The following is a 17,934-nucleotide window of genomic DNA, read 5'->3' on the forward strand; positions in this document are numbered from 1 at the left end:
ATTGGTATTTATTCCTGCTCACAACTACAAAGCAGTGGATGCTCGTTATCACGCGCGTAGCGGTTAACTTGTTCAGCTTTGGTGTGGGCTACGTCGGCGCTGTAAACACCACATATACCCTTACCTTTTTCATGAACCTGAAGCATCACGTCGGTTGCTCTATCGCTATCCATATTAAAAAACGTCGTTAAAACTTCTATTACAAAGTCCATCGGCGTGTAGTCGTCGTTATTTAAAACAACTTTATATTTTCGCGGCGGCTGTAGCTTTTGCTTTTCGCTGTCGCGAACTGTATCGATAACACCTGAATCTTTCATACCACTCATAATTAAATATAGTCTTGTCTTTGTAACTCAAGCAAACTTGAATAAAAAATAAATAAAATGTTAAAAAAATAACTCAAAACACTTGACTGGTTGGCTAAATAAACTACAGTCAAACGTAGATTGATTAAACCTTAGTCAGTCTAGCAAATAATACAATTTAGAATAACTAAATTAGTCAACTTATTGAAGGATGTAGAAGTATGGCTTGCGGTAAAGTTAAATGGTTCAACAACGCTAAAGGTTTTGGTTTCATCGTAGAAGACGGCTGCGAGAATGATATTTTCGCTCATTACTCAACAATTGTAATGGACGGTTATAAAACGCTTAAAGCTGGTCAAGATGTAACATTCGAATTAGAACAAGGACCTAAAGGTCTACACGCTAAAAATATAGCCCCAGATGGTGACATTATTGAGTGACTATTGTTTTGTTCGACTAAAGCGAGTGACCTTTTAAGATCCTCGCTTAATTCCTTAAGCATACTAACTTATCTCTTCTCCCCTATTTATTGCCTCTTTTCATTCAAATTCAACCCTTTTCCTTGAATTTATTTTATATACCCCAATGTTCTAAGAGTTGATTGTTTAACTGCTTATTGGGCATGCTCAACCTCTAGCCCTTTTTATTTAAGCTTGTTACACTCTTGGTGCTAAAAATTGCGTATTAACGCAGCAACTAATCCAACTTGTCGCCTCTTTTATATGTACTAGGCTAAAGGCTGATTTATTTTTGTTAATTTTTTAGCTATAAATACAATTCCAGTTCGTCAGGTGTGACTATTCTGCTTTTATAAAAGAGCAACGCTGAGTACCAACACCTAACAAACTATTCATTACGAGCGTATGTATTCATTAACTTATTTAATAATATGTACTCACTCATTAGTAATGATTTTCTTTGCATTGTTGAATAAGACCTTTTCGGTCTACTATCTAGGAATGATGATGACATCAAAAATTATCTATACAAAAACGGACGAAGCTCCGGCACTAGCAACTTACTCGTTGCTACCGATCATCCAAGCATATACAAATGCGGCCGGTGTTGAAGTTGAAACTCGCGATATCTCATTAGCAGGTCGTGTAATTGCTAGCTTCCCTGATTATTTAACACAAGAACAACGCATTGGTGATGCACTTGCTGAACTTGGCGAGCTTGCTAAAACACCAGAAGCAAACATCATCAAATTACCAAACATCAGTGCATCTGTACCACAGCTTCGCGCTGTAATTAAAGAGCTTCAAGCAAAAGGTTACGCTCTTCCAGAATACCCTGTTGAACCTAAAAATGATGAAGAAAAAGCAATTCAAGCTGCTTACGACAAAATCAAAGGCAGTGCAGTAAACCCAGTACTACGTGAAGGTAACTCTGATCGTCGCGCACCAGGTTCTGTAAAAGAATATGCACGTAACAACCCGCATTCAATGGGTGCGTGGAGCAAAGATTCAGAGTCTTATGTTGCAAGCATGAGCGAAGGCGACTTCTTTGGTTCAGAAAAGTCAGTAACTGTTGATACAGCCACTGATGTACGTATTGAACATGTTGCAACTAACGGCGACGTTTCTGTACTTAAACAAAGCACGCCTCTTTTAGCTGGCGAAGTTATTGATGCATCAAGCATCAGCGCTTCTAAGCTTCAAGCTTTCTTAGCTGCTGAAATTGACGCTGCTAAAGAAAAAGGTGTTTTATTCTCGCTTCACATGAAAGCGACAATGATGAAAGTATCTGATCCAATTATCTTTGGTCACGCTGTAAAAGTATTCTACAAAGATGTATTTGCTAAACACGGTGAGCTTTTTGAAGAGCTAGGTGTTGATGTAAATAATGGTTTAGGCGATGTATATTCTAAAATTCAAACATTAGACGATGCTAAGCGCGAAGAAATTGAAGCAGACATTCAAGCTGTTTACGCTAGCCGCCCTGCTATTGCTATGGTTGATTCTGACCGCGGCATTACAAACCTACACGTACCAAGTGACGTGATCATCGATGCGTCTATGCCTGCTGCAATCCGTTCAAGCGGTCAAATGTGGAATAACGATGGTAAATTACAAGACACTAGCTTTGTAATTCCAGATCGTTGTTACTCAGGTATTTACCAAGCAACTATTGATTTTTGTAAAGTGAATGGCGCGTTTGATCCAACAACTATGGGTAGCGTACCTAACGTTGGCCTTATGGCTCAAAAAGCTGAAGAATACGGTTCACACGATAAAACGTTTGAAGCTAAAGCAGATGGTTCTATCCGTGTTGTTGATGCAAATGGTAATACATTACTTGAGCACAGTGTTGAGCAAGGCGATATTTGGCGCATGTGTCAGGTTAAAGACGCACCAATCCAAGATTGGGTTAAGCTTGCAGTAAATCGTGCACGCGCAACAGGCGTTCCAGCTATTTTCTGGTTAGACGAAAACCGTGCACATGATGCAGAGCTAATCAAAAAAGTAAATAAATACCTACCAGATCACGATACAGCTGGCCTAGATATTCAAATTTTAGCACCGCTTGAAGCAACATTGTTCTCACTAGCGCGTATTAAAGAAGGTAAAGACACTATTTCTGTAACAGGTAACGTTTTACGTGATTACCTTACAGATTTATTCCCAATTTTAGAGCTAGGTACGAGTGCTAAAATGCTTTCAATTGTTCCACTTATGAACGGTGGTGGATTATTTGAAACTGGCGCAGGTGGTTCTGCACCTAAGCATGTTCAACAATTCGAAAAAGAAAACCACTTACGTTGGGATTCTTTAGGTGAATTTTTAGCACTTGCTGCATCTCTTGAGCACCTAAGCGTAACTACGGGTAACAACAAGGCACAAGTTCTTGCTGATACACTAGATAAAGCGACTGGTACTTTCTTAGCAGAAAACAAGTCTCCTTCACGTAAAGTGAAAGAAATTGATAACCGTGGTTCTCATTTCTTCCTATCTTTATTCTGGGCACAAGAACTTGCTAAGCAAAATGATGACAGTGAACTTAAAGCACAGTTTACTCAAATTGCTAGCGACCTTGAGTCTAATAAAGAACAAATCGTAAGTGAACTTAACGATGCGCAAGGCCCTGCAGTTGATTTAGGCGGTTACTTCCAGCCTAACGATGATGCAGCCTTTAAAGCGATGCGTCCAAGCACTACATTTAACGATATTCTTGCTAAATTAGTATAAATATTGGTTTAAATTTAAAAGCCGCTTACTTGTAAAAGTAAGCGGCTTTTTTATGTCTAAATTTTACAAACAAAAAGGCCGCTATTTATAAAATAGCGGCCTTTGAATAATTAAATTTATTTATTTAATTAATTATTTAGTATCATACCAATTCGCTTAATTAAGTGATCAACTTTGAGGCAAGAAAATCTTGTCGATAACAAGGCAAAAATTTCGTTATTTAGTTGCTCTATATCAGAAATTTTTAACGCAGTTACCGTCAGATTTAATCCCTCAAATTGATTAAGTATTATTGCGGGTTGGTATAAGCCCGTGGCATTTTTGAATCTGTCATATAACGGTCACGCAGTTTATCTTGGCGAGATTGTGTAGATACCTCAACCCCATTAATAAACATTTTGCTCACGTGGCTGCTTAGTTCAAACGGGTCATTACTCCACATTACTACATCAGCAGCTTTACCTACTTCAAGGCTACCTGCATTAATGCCAAATACATCAGCAACGTTTGATGTAACCGCTTTTAACGCACCTTCTTGGCTCATACCATACGATACTGCATTACCAGCATCAAAACGCAGCTGATAAATGTTGTGACTTGCATCACCACCTACCGTTAATAATACTTTAACGCCTGCTTTTTCTAGCACACCTGCATTATCTAAACTCGCATGAAGCGAATCAAAACTTGCTGGTAAGCTGTCCATTGCACTAATAATTACTGGGATATTTGCTTTAGCAACGCGCTCTTTTACTACAACAGCGTCTTGTGCGCCGTTAAGTACTAAGTTAATACCAAATTGCTCTTTTACTTTAATAAGCTCAATAATATCTGCCGCACGTGATACACCAACCACTAATGGCATTTCGCCACTAAGTACTTTTGCCATTACTGTGTCTTCAGTACTTGGCTTGTCGTCATCTTTTTTAGCTTTTTTACCGGCTTTCGTTTTGTGCTCATCAAGTTTATTAATCAGTGTTTGCAAAGTAAAAGCACGAGAGCCTTTACTGCGCTCACCTAAGTAAACAATTAAAGCCGCTTGTTTTTGCATGTCGCTATCAAAACTACCACTTAAATCAACAACACTCGCAAGGCCTGAAAAAATGCTATCACCACCATGAGGGGTAATTACATCGCGTGTCACACCGCCTTTACGAGCGTAAGGGATTAAGCTTGAATGTGCGTTGTAAGCAAGGCTTACATCAAAATCAATACCGGCTTTTTCTTCGCCTGCATCGCGAGAGCCTGCAACTGCACTTACTTCAACTAAACCAAGTTGATTAATACTTGCAATAAAGCCTGGGGTTACAATTTGGCCCTTTGCATCAATAATTTCATCTACTTTAATTTCAGTTGGGTTAATCGCTGTAATTTTGCCATCTGTCATTACAATGCTTGCCGCTTCTAATACACCTTGATCTGATGACGTATGCAATGTTGCATTAATAATTGCTAGCGATTGTGCGCTTACAGCACCAGATGCTAATAATCCTGCAGCAACCAGAGAAAGCGAAAACGAACGTGATAAATTTTTCATTCTGGGTGCTCCTTATTGTTGACCTAACATAAAATCACTTGTTGCTTGATATGCGCTGTCGTTTCTATCGTAAACTTTTGCACCATCAACAAACACTTGTTCAGCTTTAGCATAAACACTAAATGGGCTTTGATTCCAAATAACAACATCACCCTGCTTACCCGCTTCTAGTGAACCTGTTTTGTCATCAATACCTAGCGATTTAGCAGCGTTAGCCGTGATCCATTTAATAGCGTGTTGCTCAGAAATATCAAAACCATTTTCGTTAGCACGGTACATAACCTTGCCAGCTTCTTGGTTTAAGCGCTGAATAGTAGTATCTGAATCTGAGTGAACAACCGCACATGAATTTTTAACTGCATCAACAATAGCTACGTTTTCTTGAACCATGTCGTAGGCTTCCATTTTAAAACCCCACCAGTCTGGCCAAAGTGCAGCACACGAGCCATTCTCAGCAAGTAAGTCAGCAATTTTATATGCTTCTACACCGTGATGGAATGTACCCGCGTCGTAATTAAATTCTTTTGACAGGTCAATCATCATTGCCATTTCTTCGGCTTTATAACAATGATTATGAATACGTACTTCGCCTTCAAGCACACCACGAAGCGTATCGTGTTTAATATCACGTACTGGTGCTTCTGGGTTTAAACCTGCTTCATAATCGGCATCGTACTTATCCCATGCACGTTTGTACTCAGCGGCTTCAGCCCACGCCATACGGTAACCAGCCATATTACCCATACGGGTTGAAGGCAATACACCTTGACGACCATAAACACGTTTAGGGTTTTCACCACACGCCATTTTTAAACCGTATGGCGCATCAGGAAACTTCATACCTTGCATAGTATGTGCAGGGACGTTTTTAAGCGTAACGCCGCGTCCACCAAATAAATTAGCTGATCCTGGTAAAATTTGCAGAGAAGTAATGCCGCCTTCACGTGCACGATTAAAGCCTGGATCTTGTGGCCAAACAGAATGCTCAACCCACACTTCTGCAGTGTTAGGGCTTGTCATTTCGTTACCATCTTGATGCGACTCAACCGATGGGCTTGGGTAAGCGCCTAAATGTGAATGTACGTCGATAATACCTGGTGTTACCCATTTGCCTTGTGCATCAATTGTAATATCAGCAGTCGCAGTTAAGTCTTTACCGACTTGTTGTACTTTGCCGCCAACAAGTAATACATCAGCCTCATCTAAACGCTCACCAGTACCTGTAAGTACTGTTGCATTTGTAATAAGTGTGCTTGATGTAGAAACGGGCTGATAAGTACTTGGATAAGGATTTTTGTTGATTGTTATTTTATCGTCTTGCGGGCCATTTTCTTGGCAACCGACAAGTGCGGCAGCTAAGCCAACCGCTAATAAAGAAGGTGCAAATTTTTGCATGTTGTTTGGATCTCCTGTTTTTTTGCTACTTTAGCGAAAGCTAAGGAATAAAGCCAAAAAAACAGGTGAAAACGCAGTTAATTAAGATGAATTTCTGTAATTATTTCTTTATATAATTGTTATACAACTTTTCAAGCGCACCTTCGGTTGTAAGCGATGGATCTTTACTAATAAAGTGCTTAACCGTACGCGTTACAAAATCAGAGTTTTGCTTATGTAGCTTAGAAAAATCTTTAATAAGTGTATTACCGTCTTTAGCTGCAGTTACTTTATCATGTCGGTGGCGATACTGGCTCAATGCTTTATTAAAATCACCTTGGTAGTCTTCAACCAAAATTTTATAAAAGTCACTTTTTTGTACGTTTAAATCGTTAATGCAATAATTTAGCGCCTCTTTAAAGTCGGTAAATATCATGCCCTCTACATCAAACTCTTTCGTTTTTTCACGCACTGCTACTTTGGCATCTTCTGTGGCATAGCTAAAACCCGTAAACGCTAAACGCTCAGCGGCTTCTTTTCCTAATTTCATACCCGCTGCAATACTATGCGCAAACTCGTCGCTCATGTCGCCAAGTTCGTTTTCTTCCCACATGTTATAAACACGCAGTGGTTTTGCATATTTGGTGGCAAGCTTTTTTTTCATTTTAGTAAAGCGCTCATCAATCGTCATCAGCCTTTCGTTATGTAAAAGTGCATGGCACTCATAACAAGCCGCAATAGATATAAAGTCAGCCTCTTCACCTAAATCAACAATGCTTTGTAGCATATGCAGCGGCGGACAATGGTCGCGCTCTGTCGCTTCACAGCCACAATAAAAACACTGGTTAAAATGCTGCTGATCGCAAGCGTATGCTTGCTGATAATAACTGGCTAACGTTTTGCTCACCGTTGCTCCTAAAAAACACGACTAAATTATGGGGGCGATAATAACAGCCTGAAAAAATATGTCAGCCGCAAAAAAGCATTTAATTTAATTATTTTACAGATATCACCTAACACAGAACAGCGCTTAAATAAGCGCTGCAATTAAACCAAACAAACCACCAAACACACCACCCCATACTACAAGCCAGCCTAGGTGCTCGCGGATCATGGTTTGAATAATCTCTTTAACCATTTTAGGGGTAAGCTCATCTAGGCGCTCATCTACTAATTTAAGTACCGTTTTATGTAAACTCTCAGCACTATTACCTTGTGAAAGTGTTTGGGTTACTAATGCTTTAAAGTCGTCAGTTTGAGAGATTTCACCAAGCGACAATTGCATTTTTTTAATAAACTTTTCACGCATTGGCTCTATTGCGTCTGTGCCGCCAAACATACCTAACATGCTACCAAACTGAGATTCTTCAATAACGACAAGTAAATTGTCGAATGCAGGGTTTAAATCAACATTACTAATTATTGGCTCAAAATCGATATTAGGCTGTGCTTTATTGAGTAAATTATTAATTTTTTGCTCTGAAAAAAACTCCGTTAATATTAGGTTTCGTATAGCGACTTTAAAGCTTTCAAACTTAAGCGCTATAACGCCTGAGCCATATAAAAACGGGACTTTTTCGAATAACATATGAATAGCTAATAAATTAGTTACCGCGCCAGAAAGTGCAAATAAACCAACAGATAACACAATTGCTTGGTTAAACATAAAACCTACAACAACACATAAACCCGCTAGCAAATTGGTTATTAAACTTTTGTTCATTTTTACTCCATTACAGTCGTTGTAATTATTTATTTAAACCTAGCCGCCAATTTTACAACGATTAGATTGTTAAATTAATCTCTTTTTGCCATAGTTTAAGTATCTGTTTAAAAAGTGAACAATTATTATGTGGAAAACAGTAAATGAGCACATCAGCCAAGCTATTAATTTTGACTTTAAACACACCTATAAACGCCAATTACAAAGTACAAATACCGACAAACTATTTCATATTACCAATGGTACGCATAACTTCTTCGTTAAAATAGCATTAAAAAGCGAACTCGAGCGTTTAGAAAGTGAATTTATTTGCTTAAAGCTTTTGGCGCAAAATAGTAATTTTAAAGTCCCTGAATGTATTACAACCGGTGCAAATATAGAGTTTTCATTTATTGTTTTACAGTGGCTTATTTTAGATAAACAACCCCACAACACGTGGGCAACTATGGGAAGCAGCCTCGCTAAAATGCATCAAAAACACGACCAAGCCATGTTTGGCTTTGATGTAGACAATTACATAGCCACTACCATACAACCCAACCGATGGCACAAAAAATGGGATGTATTTTACGCCGAAGAACGTATAGGGTGGCAATTACAGCTACTCGCTGAAAAAGGCATTAACTTTATTGAACCCGAGCGCTTAATTAATGCCGTTAAAGAACAGCTGCACAGTCATCAAGTTGAGCCATCATTACTGCATGGCGATTTTTGGCGTGGAAATATGGGCTTTTTAAAAGCAGAGCCTACGGTATTTAACCCAGCTTGTTATTATGGTGATCGGGAAGTGGATATTGCAATGAGCGAACTATTTGCGCCACTGCCAAAAGACTTTTATAGCGCCTATAACACGCACTACCCGCTTTCTCAAAATTACGAAAAACGTAAGTTAATATACCAGCTATACCCTATTTTAAATCACGCTAACATCTTTGCCGGTCACTATCTTACTGAAGCTAAACAACATATAGAAAAGCTAGTATTTGAAGGTATAAAATAAGTGTCATAAGCTGCATTTCAGCACTATATTTAATGAGTAAGTAGACGTTCATATGTAAGCGATTAAGTTGAACCTAACTTAATTATTTATAACTGGAGTGATTATGAAAGATTTTTTATCACAACGAATAACGTGCCCACACTGCGGACACCATATTCATTTAGACCTAGACGCTAGCAGCGGCGATCAAGACTATATAGAAGATTGCACTGCCTGCTGTAACCCAATTCATTTAAATATGCATATAGACCATGCTAACAATAAATTAGAGCTACACGTAGACAGTGATGACGAACAAATATTTTAACTTAAGCCTGATGGCGTAAGTAGTTTTCTACCGTATTTACAATAGTGTAAGTTTGCTGATCAACTTCAATATTAAACTTGTCACCCACTTGCGCTGCACCAATGTTTGTAATGGCGAGCGTTTCCGGAATTAGGTGTAACCAAAAACCTTGTTCATCAACTTCGCCCACGGTTAAGCTTGCGCCATTTATCGCAACAAACCCTTTATATAACACATACTTTTGCCACTCTTTTGGCAAACTGAGTTGTATTTTGCAGTTGTTCTCACGCTTCACTATTTGAGAAATTTGTGACGTACAATGAATATGCCCAGACACTATATGCCCACCTAGCTCAGTACCAAACGTAACAGAGCGTTCGTAATTAACTAAACTACCTAGCTCAAGCAGCCCTAAATTAGTTAACTTTAGGGTTTCGTCAATCACATCAAAATGCACTTGCGCTACCACATCGTGATTACTTAGCTCAACTTGCACAACTGTTAAACAACAGCCATTAATAGCAATACTTGCGCCTAAATCTAAATGCTTAACGTACTCATCGCTCACCGATACAACTAAGCGTAAAACACCGTCTGTTTGAGTCTTAGAGACCACCGTAGCTTGCGTTTGCACTATTCCTGTAAACATAAAATCACTTTAAATTATTACAAAGTGCTAGTTTAACGTATCAACTCATAAAATCATTCACTACTGTGATTTTTATTTAAACTCCAATAGATTACAATTACGCCCTATTTTATCAACTAGCTGTTTTTATGACCTTTTGCAATTGGGAAGCCAAGCGTTTACTTTCCCTCGCTTTACCTGTTTTTTTAGCGCAAGTTACACTTATTTTAATGTCGGTCGTCGACACAATTATGGCAGGCCAAGTTAGCCCTACTGACTTAGCTGCACTGTCTATTGCAACAGGAATATGGAACCCATTATTACTTGGCCTTCAAGGAATTTTATTAGCGCTTACCGGTATTATTGCGCAGTTTTCTGGCAGTGATGACCGCAAAGGCATTAGCCACTATTTTCAACAAGCGCTTTATTTAACCGCTATTTTGAGCTTTACAGGCTTTGGAATTGCCCATTTAGCAGATGCTATTATTTTTAAGCTCGATACAACGCCTGCAATTGCAAACCTTGCCATTGACTACATTCACTTTGTGAAATGGGGTGTATTTGGATTTTTAATTTTTACGGTATACAGAAACGTTACCGAAGGTATGGGAATGACCAAGCCCGCGTTTTACATAAGCCTATTAGGTTTAGCTGTTAATATTCCGGTAAATTATATTTTCATAAATGGCTTATTTGGTTTTCCTGCTTATGGCGGCGCGGGCTGTGGTATTGCAACAGCCATTGTTTTAACTGTTATGGCAATAGCACAAGTCACTTACTGCCAAATGAGTAAAAAAGTAGATGCTAAAGGCCTGCTTTCATCATTCGAAAAACCTAATTTCACTACCATTGGTATTATTACTAAGTTAGGTATACCAATTTCACTCGCCACCTTTTTTGAAGTTACTTTATTTGCGTGTATACCGCTATTTATAGCGCATTTAGGTGCAGTAGCTATATCGGGACATCAAATAGCAGCCAGTGTAACTACATTGCTGTTTATGATGCCGCTGAGCCTATCAATCGCTATCAGCATCCGTATAGGTAACTTATACGGCCAAAAGAACATGACTCAATTAAAAGTTGCGGTTTCTACCAGCTATATTTTAGCCATTGCTGTGGCGTTATTTTTAGCGCTTATTACGTTCACCGGTCGTGATTTAATTAGCCAACTGTATACCGACAGCCCCGCTGTTATGGCATTGGCTTCATCAATTATGATTTTAGCGTGTATTTACCAATTACCTGATGCATTGCAAGTTGCAGCAAATGGCATACTTCGTGGGTTAAAATACACCACGCCTATATCGTATATAACGTTTATATCGTATTGGTTAATCGGCTTTTGTTTAGGTTACGTATTGGCAAGAACAGATATAATAGTGCCAGCTATGGGGCCACACGGTTTCTGGGCTGGGATAATAGTGGGACTTAGTGTCGCTGCTATTTTATTAATGCTAACGGTAAAAAAACGTTTAAAATATGAATTTTTTAAAATTGATGCACTCAATCAAAACTAATAAACTCAGCCTTAAAACACTACCAGCTGCAATGCTGGTAATGTGTTTTTTAACGCTTACTGGCTGCAACAAACCACGAAGTAGTATAAACGCTACTTATATTGAACGCTTAAGTAGCACAGTTAATACAAGCACCACAGAGCCTGTGCCACTCAAGCAACTCCCCTTACTGCAGCCTACCCCAATAGCACAAAGCGACCTAACACTGAGTATTGTTGAGCTTGCAGGCATTAGCCAATGTAAGCTAAACGTGCTTATAAGTGAGCACAATAACCAATTAGGAAAAACCGCCAGCGCTGCTGGGCAATTAAAATATCAAATAAACTTTATTAAAAGTGCGCAGGTTTGCTTAAACAGCCTTGATAAAAATAGTCCTAGTTACACAAAAATACTCGCAGCAAAAAATTACAAACAAATACACCTAATGCACTTTTTTAACATCATGTTATTTAAAGAGCCAGAGCTTAATCGCACATGGCAACTCACCTCAAACGAGCTTACTACTGAACCAGCAGGTTTTAGCGATACCGTATATGCCCTAAAGCAACTTGTACTCATTAAGCAGCAAATAAACGCCAAAGAGTACAGTGAAATTAATAGCGATTCTATTTTTAGTGCACTCGAGCAGCTTAATAAATTTCAATTTAACCAAGCACTCATTCAATCAGCCCGAAAGCAGGTAGTGTTAAATAACAACGCCACACAGTTTGTAAAAACATTAAACTTTAATACGTTTTGCCCTCAAGGTAAAAATAATAAAAATGCAAAAATCATAAGCAACGTATTTCAAAAGTTTTACCTAAAAGAAATTCAGCCCTACCAAGCGCAATTAACTGGTTATCTAGAGGCACTACAACCGCTTTATAATGAGCTTTGGTTTAACGAAAGTATCTCAAGTCCTCAAATTAATAACTTAGTCAAAACGGGCTCGACAAGTAACTTACTGAACTTACTAAAAAGCTCAGCTAAAAAACATGTGGTTTGGTGGCAAGGTTTTTATAAAACGTGCGAAATAAGCCCAATATGAATAAAAAAACGGCAAATGAACTCAAAAACAACAAACTTGCTTGATTCACCAACCGCCACGCTATATATTAGCCGCCGTTGTTAAGCAATTAACACCTACTTAAATAAAGTAATACGACTGTAGCTCAGTTGGTTAGAGCACTACCTTGACATGGTAGGGGTCGGTGGTTCGAATCCACTCAGTCGTACCAACATTTAAGAATCCTAAAAAAATTGTACGACCGTAGCTCAGCTGGTTAGAGCGCTACCTTGACATGGTAGAGGTCGGTGGTTCGAATCCACTCGGTCGTACCAATTACTCCAAATTTTTCAATATATTAAATAGATTTTCTAATTGTAGTATTTAGATTCTAATATTCTAAATTAAATTTCAGAATTTTTATTATTCTGTACTCATAATTTATAAAATAGCCAAAACCATTTCCCCATAATTCTTATGGAAATTATATTTTTATATATTTGTGCCCAAACTTGTGCCCAAGTGCCCAAAACAATCTTCTACTACCTCAGAATTAGACCCCTACCCTTATCAAGGCACTATTCTTCCATTTAAAATTGAGTGGCTTTAAGCACTATATGCAAATTATAATTTCAGTGTCTATTATCAAATATCAGCTAACTGGTTACTACGGATGATAACTTTAAGGTGTCGTACTGTTTAACTTTTATAAAGATAAACAACTGGATACAAAATGTTCATAAATACCATAACGCTCTTCTTATTAGCAAAGCTAGGTTCATTAGTTTTACATCATATAGATCTGAGCTTTTAGTTTAAAGGTACATAGTTAATACACTTATAAATTAGACTAAACTTGAGCTCTATCCTAATATCTATGTATATGATGTTAAAAGATGAAATTAATATTTACTTCAAGGGTGCTATGCACATCATTAACTCTTTAGGCTTATTAAAATATGGTGGTATGGGATGTCTGACAATAATGAGCTCTTTGTATTTAATGAAGAAGAACAAAAAGTAGATAATCTAAATAAAAAAATTATCAAGATTTTAACTGTTGAAGACGATATTAACTATCAAAACGCGTTAACTAATAGCTTAAAAGAAATAAAAATTGATAATGGGTATGAAATAGAAATTCATACTGCAAACTCTGTGCCTCAAGCAGCGCTAGTTCTAAGCTTACATGCTGATATCGCATTAACATTTATTGATGTTGTGATGGAAGAAGATGACTCTGGGCTGCGGCTGATAAGCACTATAAGAGAAGTAATAGGTAATTCAGAAATGCGCATTGTTTTACTTACAGGGCAACCCGGCTTTGCACCAGAGCAACATATAATGAAATCTCTAGACATCGACGAATACTGGAACAAATCTGATGTTTCAGTAGGGAAATTACAGTCTATAGTTAAAAGTAATCTAAGAACTTGGCAGTACATATCTCAAATTTCATCAGCACGAAAAGGTCTTCAATTAGTTCTAGATGCATGTAGAAGTATTAATAGTAAACACGATATCCGCTCCTTTTCTAAAGCTGTTTTAGAAGAAATCAGTAATATATTAAATATAACTGATGGTGGTGGAATTATGTGCTCCAGTGGTGAAATAAACAAAGAAGCGCTAATATCGACTGCTAATGGTTGCTTTGACGGTTTTGAAGGAAAATTAATTGAACAGGAAATATTAAGTGCTGATATTTATGATGATTTTGAGCTTGCAACAGCTGAAAAACGTCATGTTTTCTCAGAGCATCATACTGTCTTCTACTTCCAGACTACAGAACTAGATAAAAAAAGCTATTTAACGATTGTAAAATCTGATAATGCCATTTGCGAACAAAATGAGTACTTACTCAAAGTATTTAGCGAAAATGTTAACACTGGCTTTGCTAATATGGCTTTACTTAATAAACTAACGGAATTGGCGTATACAGATATTTCATTAAACTTACATAATCGAAATTGGCTAACCCGCGAAATTAGAAATATGAATTTGCATGAGCAGTATCAAACGAAATTAATAGTATTTGAAGTTGAACAATTTGAAGAAAAAGCATTTACTTTTGGTCATGACTTTTGCCAAAAATTATTAAAAGAAGTTTATAACAACATTAAGGGTGCCTTTGCGCATACTACTCCACGGATAGCCATTATCAATAAGAGTAGCTTTGGCTTAATTGTTAGTACCGATAGCAATATGCCTCAAGAGATTATTACTGGGCTTAATAGGCAAATGTGTGAAGTAGAAATGGTGAGACAGTACGCTGATATACGTATACTAGAATTAGCATTAAGCTCAGTTTTGAATTTCTCACCTGAAAAAATAATTAGTCTAGCAGAGTCAAGCTTAAGTGATAGCAATACTATTTCTTTAAAATATATAGAACATAATCATTTAAAAATTCAGGAGCTTACAAAGCGATATAGTTTGATGGCTAAGTTAAGAAAAGCGATTGGTTCAGGCTCTTTACAAGTTGCTTTACAACCTAAAATGGACTTAAGAAATTTTACCCCTATTGGTTTTGAAGCACTTGCAAGGTGGCAATTAAAAGACGGAAGTTTCGTCAGTCCAGAAATATTTATAGAATTAGCTGAGACGGCAGGTTTAATAAGTGAATTAGACAGCGCCATATTTGATAAAATATTAGTTATAATACAACAACTGAAAGGCGAAGGTGTTAATCTACCAATTGCTTTTAATGCATCTGCATATGATTTAGCCAACCCAAAGTATTTTGAGTATATCTCTAAAAAGTTACGTGAAATAAATTTAGACCCATCTATGTTAGAGCTTGAAATAACAGAAACTCAAGCTATTAGTAACTATGAACTAATTAGAGAGTCATTAGAAAGATTTATGGCTCTAGGTATAAAAGTCGGTATTGATGATTTTGGAACCGGATATTCATCTATTTCTCATATTACTAAAATTCCTGCAAATGTCCTAAAAATAGATCGTTGTTTTATTGGTGATATTGAGGATAATCCTGATAATCAATATATCCTTGAAATGATTGTAAAGCTTGCTAAACGTTTTGATTTTTCGATTATTATAGAAGGTATTGAAACGGTGGAACAATGTAATTGGGCTAAGAAGTTGGGCTGTAATGTCGCTCAAGGTTATTTTTTTTCAAAGCCTTTATTTATTAATGAATTAATTTTATGGCTAAAGCAGTATGAACAACCATGATATTAATTACGTAAATAATTCCCCTTTGGTAAGTAAAAAAAATATACTGATGAAGGTATTTTTTGTTATTTTTATTGCGGTATTGATTTGTTATTTAGTCTACATGCAAATACTACAATCGAAGCTCATGGTTATGCAGGGCTATCAAGATGAAAAATTAGCATTAGTCAATACTGAGTTTGCTAGAGAGTTAAGTAGTATAAAAAAGCTTACAAAAATTTTAGCTAATAATAACAATTTAAAAAGAGGCTCTTCATCAAGGTTTGAGTATAGAGATCCCCAATCTCTGAAAAAGATTAATAAGTACTTTTTAGATTTTGGTCTTATGTCCCCCAATATATCTCAAATACGTTGGATTGATATAGTTGGGAATGAACGCTTTAGAATTAACTTTAAAGATGGTCAAGCTCAAGTTGTTAAGCCTGAAAATTTGCAAAATAAAATGTCGCGTTATTATTTCAGGCAAGGTATTGCTATAAATTCACCAGATTCTTTTCTATCTAAAATAGATTTGAATATGGAGTATGGAGCTATTACGACCCCGATAGAGCCAACGATAAGGGTAACCCACAGAACGAGTGAAAACGACTATATTGTGGATGGGTTAATAGTAATAAACTTTAATCTAACTGAATTTTTTAAAAAGATAAGAGATATATCATCCAAAGATAATCAAATAAACATTATTAATAGCAGTAGCCATTGGTTGTTTAACAACGATCCTTCAAAAGAATGGGGCATTATATTGAAAAAGCCTCACTATAATCTTAAAAATATGAATCCAAAATTGTGGCAGATTCTAACATCCCAAAGTGACCATACGATAAGGTATTTAGACACCGATATGTACACAATAGGAAAGCTGCCTGTTCTCTACTCAAAAAAGCATAAAGAAGCATTAAACGAAACTATTTATGTATATATTAAAAGCGGGGAGCAAGCTATAGCAAGGGTAAGCTTATCTGCATTCTTGTATGCATCGGTCTGTGCATTTGGGTTTATTATTATTTCAACTTTTTTCTTATATAGGGAACACCGATCTAATAATACTATAAACAATTTATTTGATGCTTTAAAGACTGAGAAAATAGAACTAAAGCACGTCAATAAGACACTTTCAAAAACCATTAAACAACAACAGTTGCTACAAAAGAATCTTATTGAAGCACAAAGGCTTTCTTCGTTAGGCTTACTTGTTGCCGGTGTTGCGCACGAAATGAATACTCCAATAGGTGGAGCTATCATTTCTGTGTCAAATGCAGAGTCAGTTATTAAGCGGTTATCTGAGTCAATAAAAATAGGCTTAACCAAATCTCAGCTTGAGAATGATACATATAGCATTAAAGATAATTTAGAGCTAGCTAAGGTCAATTTAGATAAGGCTGCAGTAATTGTAAAAAGCTTTAAGAAGATGGCTATTGATAGAAATAATGAAGACTTTATTGATTGTGACCTTAAGGACGTAATTAACGATTTATTAATTGCATTTCACTCACGACTAAAAAATTCAAAAATAAATGTAAAGACTCAATTCATTGGAAATATTAATATAAAAACCCGACCTGGTATCATATCGCAAGTTATTGAAAATCTCGTAATGAACGCATTTAATCACGCCTTTATAAAAAACCAAAAAGGAGAAATAGAGATAAAAGCTATAAATGTAGATAAAAAAATTAAAATAATAATTTCAGACACAGGTATTGGTATAAATAAAGAAAAGCAAATTTCAATATTTGAGCCGTTTTACACCACGGCTCGTGGCGAGGGTAACACAGGTCTTGGATTGTTCATGGTGATGCAATGGGTAACACAAATACTTAACGCCAAACTAGAGCTAGACTCTAATCCTGAAAGCACCGAAAAATTTAAAACACGGTTTACAATTACTTTTCCAACTGATTGAGTTTAAATTATCTTTCTTGATTCATTTTTCTCTTAATAAACGTTTAGGTTCATATTTTTCCACCACCAAAAAATAACTTGTAATAATTCTTCCCCCAAACTTATCTAAAACATTAAAATAAAATCAAAGGATTTAGCCGTAATTTTATTATAATACTATCTAGATTTAAGTCTTCTTTTAACCGTTTCTTTCGACTAATAAAGTTTTTTAGTCAACCACTATCAATCAACACTCCTTTCTTATCGCTTTAAGCTTTGCAATTTGCAATATATCGATTGCAAATTGCA

At 36.7% G+C, this 17,934-nt stretch carries 14 protein-coding genes and 2 tRNA genes; 10 read left to right on the forward strand and 6 right to left on the reverse strand.

Annotated features, from left to right (window positions below):
- Positions 1-8: 8 nt before the first annotated feature.
- Positions 9-317 carry an ATP-dependent Clp protease adapter ClpS gene (clpS, locus tag I6F44_RS08025; RefSeq protein ID WP_007585109.1) on the reverse strand — a complete coding sequence of 103 codons (309 nt, stop codon included), beginning with the start codon at positions 315-317 and terminating at the stop codon, positions 9-11.
- Positions 318-526: 209 nt separating this feature from the next.
- On the opposite strand from clpS, the gene cspD reads away from it, so the two are divergent.
- Together cspD and I6F44_RS08035 are read left to right on the forward strand one after the other, a co-directional pair.
- A complete protein-coding gene (cspD, locus tag I6F44_RS08030) occupies positions 527-745 on the forward strand; it encodes a cold shock domain-containing protein CspD (protein WP_002962500.1) in 219 nt (72 codons plus the stop codon).
- A 525-nt stretch (positions 746-1,270) separates the two neighbouring features.
- Positions 1,271-3,493: an NADP-dependent isocitrate dehydrogenase gene (locus I6F44_RS08035; protein ID WP_007585113.1), complete on the forward strand. Its 2,223-nt coding sequence runs from the start codon at positions 1,271-1,273 to the stop codon at positions 3,491-3,493.
- Between the two features lie 289 nt (positions 3,494-3,782).
- Here I6F44_RS08035 and I6F44_RS08040 read toward each other — a convergent pair whose 3' ends face one another.
- The 4 genes from I6F44_RS08040 to I6F44_RS08055 all read right to left on the reverse strand — a co-directional run bounded on the left by I6F44_RS08040 (position 3,783) and on the right by I6F44_RS08055 (position 8,127).
- Positions 3,783-5,030: an amidohydrolase family protein gene (locus I6F44_RS08040; protein ID WP_197173554.1), complete on the reverse strand. Its 1,248-nt coding sequence runs from the start codon at positions 5,028-5,030 to the stop codon at positions 3,783-3,785.
- 12 nt (positions 5,031-5,042) lie between these two features.
- The gene (locus I6F44_RS08045) at positions 5,043-6,425 is read right to left on the reverse strand and encodes an amidohydrolase (RefSeq protein ID WP_197173555.1); all 1,383 of its coding nucleotides are present in this window, start codon (positions 6,423-6,425) and stop codon (positions 5,043-5,045) included.
- Between the two features lie 100 nt (positions 6,426-6,525).
- A complete protein-coding gene (locus tag I6F44_RS08050) occupies positions 6,526-7,311 on the reverse strand; it encodes a hypothetical protein (protein ID WP_197173556.1) in 786 nt (261 codons plus the stop codon).
- Between the two features lie 123 nt (positions 7,312-7,434).
- The gene (locus tag I6F44_RS08055) at positions 7,435-8,127 is read right to left on the reverse strand and encodes a DUF445 domain-containing protein (RefSeq protein WP_197173557.1); all 693 of its coding nucleotides are present in this window, start codon (positions 8,125-8,127) and stop codon (positions 7,435-7,437) included.
- Positions 8,128-8,254: 127 nt separating this feature from the next.
- On the opposite strand from I6F44_RS08055, the gene I6F44_RS08060 reads away from it, so the two are divergent.
- Complete coding sequence (locus tag I6F44_RS08060; protein ID WP_197173558.1) at positions 8,255-9,127, forward strand: fructosamine kinase family protein; 873 nt, start codon at positions 8,255-8,257, stop codon at positions 9,125-9,127.
- Between the two features lie 103 nt (positions 9,128-9,230).
- Complete coding sequence (locus I6F44_RS08065; protein WP_002962509.1) at positions 9,231-9,434, forward strand: CPXCG motif-containing cysteine-rich protein; 204 nt, start codon at positions 9,231-9,233, stop codon at positions 9,432-9,434.
- A 1-nt stretch (position 9,435) separates the two neighbouring features.
- Here I6F44_RS08065 and I6F44_RS08070 read toward each other — a convergent pair whose 3' ends face one another.
- The gene (locus tag I6F44_RS08070) at positions 9,436-10,062 is read right to left on the reverse strand and encodes a riboflavin synthase subunit alpha (RefSeq protein WP_101217813.1); all 627 of its coding nucleotides are present in this window, start codon (positions 10,060-10,062) and stop codon (positions 9,436-9,438) included.
- A 128-nt stretch (positions 10,063-10,190) separates the two neighbouring features.
- Between I6F44_RS08070 and I6F44_RS08075 the strand changes: the two genes are divergently transcribed.
- From I6F44_RS08075 to I6F44_RS08100, 6 genes are all read left to right on the forward strand, one after another.
- Positions 10,191-11,561, forward strand: coding sequence for an MATE family efflux transporter (locus I6F44_RS08075; RefSeq protein ID WP_197173559.1), 1,371 nt, complete (start codon positions 10,191-10,193; stop codon positions 11,559-11,561).
- Entirely contained in the window at positions 11,524-12,588 is a 1,065-nt protein-coding gene (locus I6F44_RS08080; protein ID WP_231612806.1) for a DUF3080 family protein, read from the forward strand. The genes I6F44_RS08075 and I6F44_RS08080 overlap by 38 nt, the downstream gene beginning before the upstream one ends.
- Positions 12,589-12,701: 113 nt before the next feature.
- Positions 12,702-12,778, forward strand: a tRNA-Val gene (locus I6F44_RS08085).
- A gap of 26 nt (positions 12,779-12,804) precedes the next feature.
- A tRNA-Val gene (locus I6F44_RS08090) sits at positions 12,805-12,881 on the forward strand.
- Positions 12,882-13,518: 637 nt separating this feature from the next.
- The gene (locus I6F44_RS08095) at positions 13,519-15,741 is read left to right on the forward strand and encodes an EAL domain-containing response regulator (protein ID WP_197173560.1); all 2,223 of its coding nucleotides are present in this window, start codon (positions 13,519-13,521) and stop codon (positions 15,739-15,741) included.
- Positions 15,728-17,647 carry a sensor histidine kinase gene (locus I6F44_RS08100; RefSeq protein ID WP_121955425.1) on the forward strand — a complete coding sequence of 640 codons (1,920 nt, stop codon included), beginning with the start codon at positions 15,728-15,730 and terminating at the stop codon, positions 17,645-17,647. The genes I6F44_RS08095 and I6F44_RS08100 overlap by 14 nt, the downstream gene beginning before the upstream one ends.
- The last annotated feature ends 287 nt before the right edge of the window (positions 17,648-17,934 follow it).

The sequence above is a fragment of the Pseudoalteromonas sp. NZS11_1 genome, assembly GCF_015864275.1.
In the GTDB taxonomy this organism is placed as follows: Bacteria; Pseudomonadota; Gammaproteobacteria; order Enterobacterales; family Alteromonadaceae; genus Pseudoalteromonas; species Pseudoalteromonas arctica.

Excerpts from the sequence above, each read along its gene's own strand:
- cspD (WP_002962500.1), top strand. The coding sequence starts at position 527 with ATGGCTTGCGGTAAAGTTAAATGGTTCAACAACGCTAAAGGTTTTGGT.
- I6F44_RS08040 (WP_197173554.1), bottom strand. The coding sequence starts at position 5,030 with ATGAAAAATTTATCACGTTCGTTTTCGCTTTCTCTGGTTGCTGCAGGA.
- I6F44_RS08100 (WP_121955425.1), top strand. The coding sequence starts at position 15,728 with ATGAACAACCATGATATTAATTACGTAAATAATTCCCCTTTGGTAAGT.
- I6F44_RS08065 (WP_002962509.1), top strand. The coding sequence starts at position 9,231 with ATGAAAGATTTTTTATCACAACGAATAACGTGCCCACACTGCGGACAC.
- I6F44_RS08045 (WP_197173555.1), bottom strand. The coding sequence starts at position 6,425 with ATGCAAAAATTTGCACCTTCTTTATTAGCGGTTGGCTTAGCTGCCGCA.
- I6F44_RS08055 (WP_197173557.1), bottom strand. The coding sequence starts at position 8,127 with ATGAACAAAAGTTTAATAACCAATTTGCTAGCGGGTTTATGTGTTGTT.
- I6F44_RS08070 (WP_101217813.1), bottom strand. The coding sequence starts at position 10,062 with ATGTTTACAGGAATAGTGCAAACGCAAGCTACGGTGGTCTCTAAGACT.
- I6F44_RS08095 (WP_197173560.1), top strand. The coding sequence starts at position 13,519 with ATGTCTGACAATAATGAGCTCTTTGTATTTAATGAAGAAGAACAAAAA.
- I6F44_RS08075 (WP_197173559.1), top strand. The coding sequence starts at position 10,191 with ATGACCTTTTGCAATTGGGAAGCCAAGCGTTTACTTTCCCTCGCTTTA.
- I6F44_RS08080 (WP_231612806.1), top strand. The coding sequence starts at position 11,524 with ATGAATTTTTTAAAATTGATGCACTCAATCAAAACTAATAAACTCAGC.
- I6F44_RS08035 (WP_007585113.1), top strand. The coding sequence starts at position 1,271 with ATGACATCAAAAATTATCTATACAAAAACGGACGAAGCTCCGGCACTA.
- clpS (WP_007585109.1), bottom strand. The coding sequence starts at position 317 with ATGAAAGATTCAGGTGTTATCGATACAGTTCGCGACAGCGAAAAGCAA.
- I6F44_RS08060 (WP_197173558.1), top strand. The coding sequence starts at position 8,255 with ATGTGGAAAACAGTAAATGAGCACATCAGCCAAGCTATTAATTTTGAC.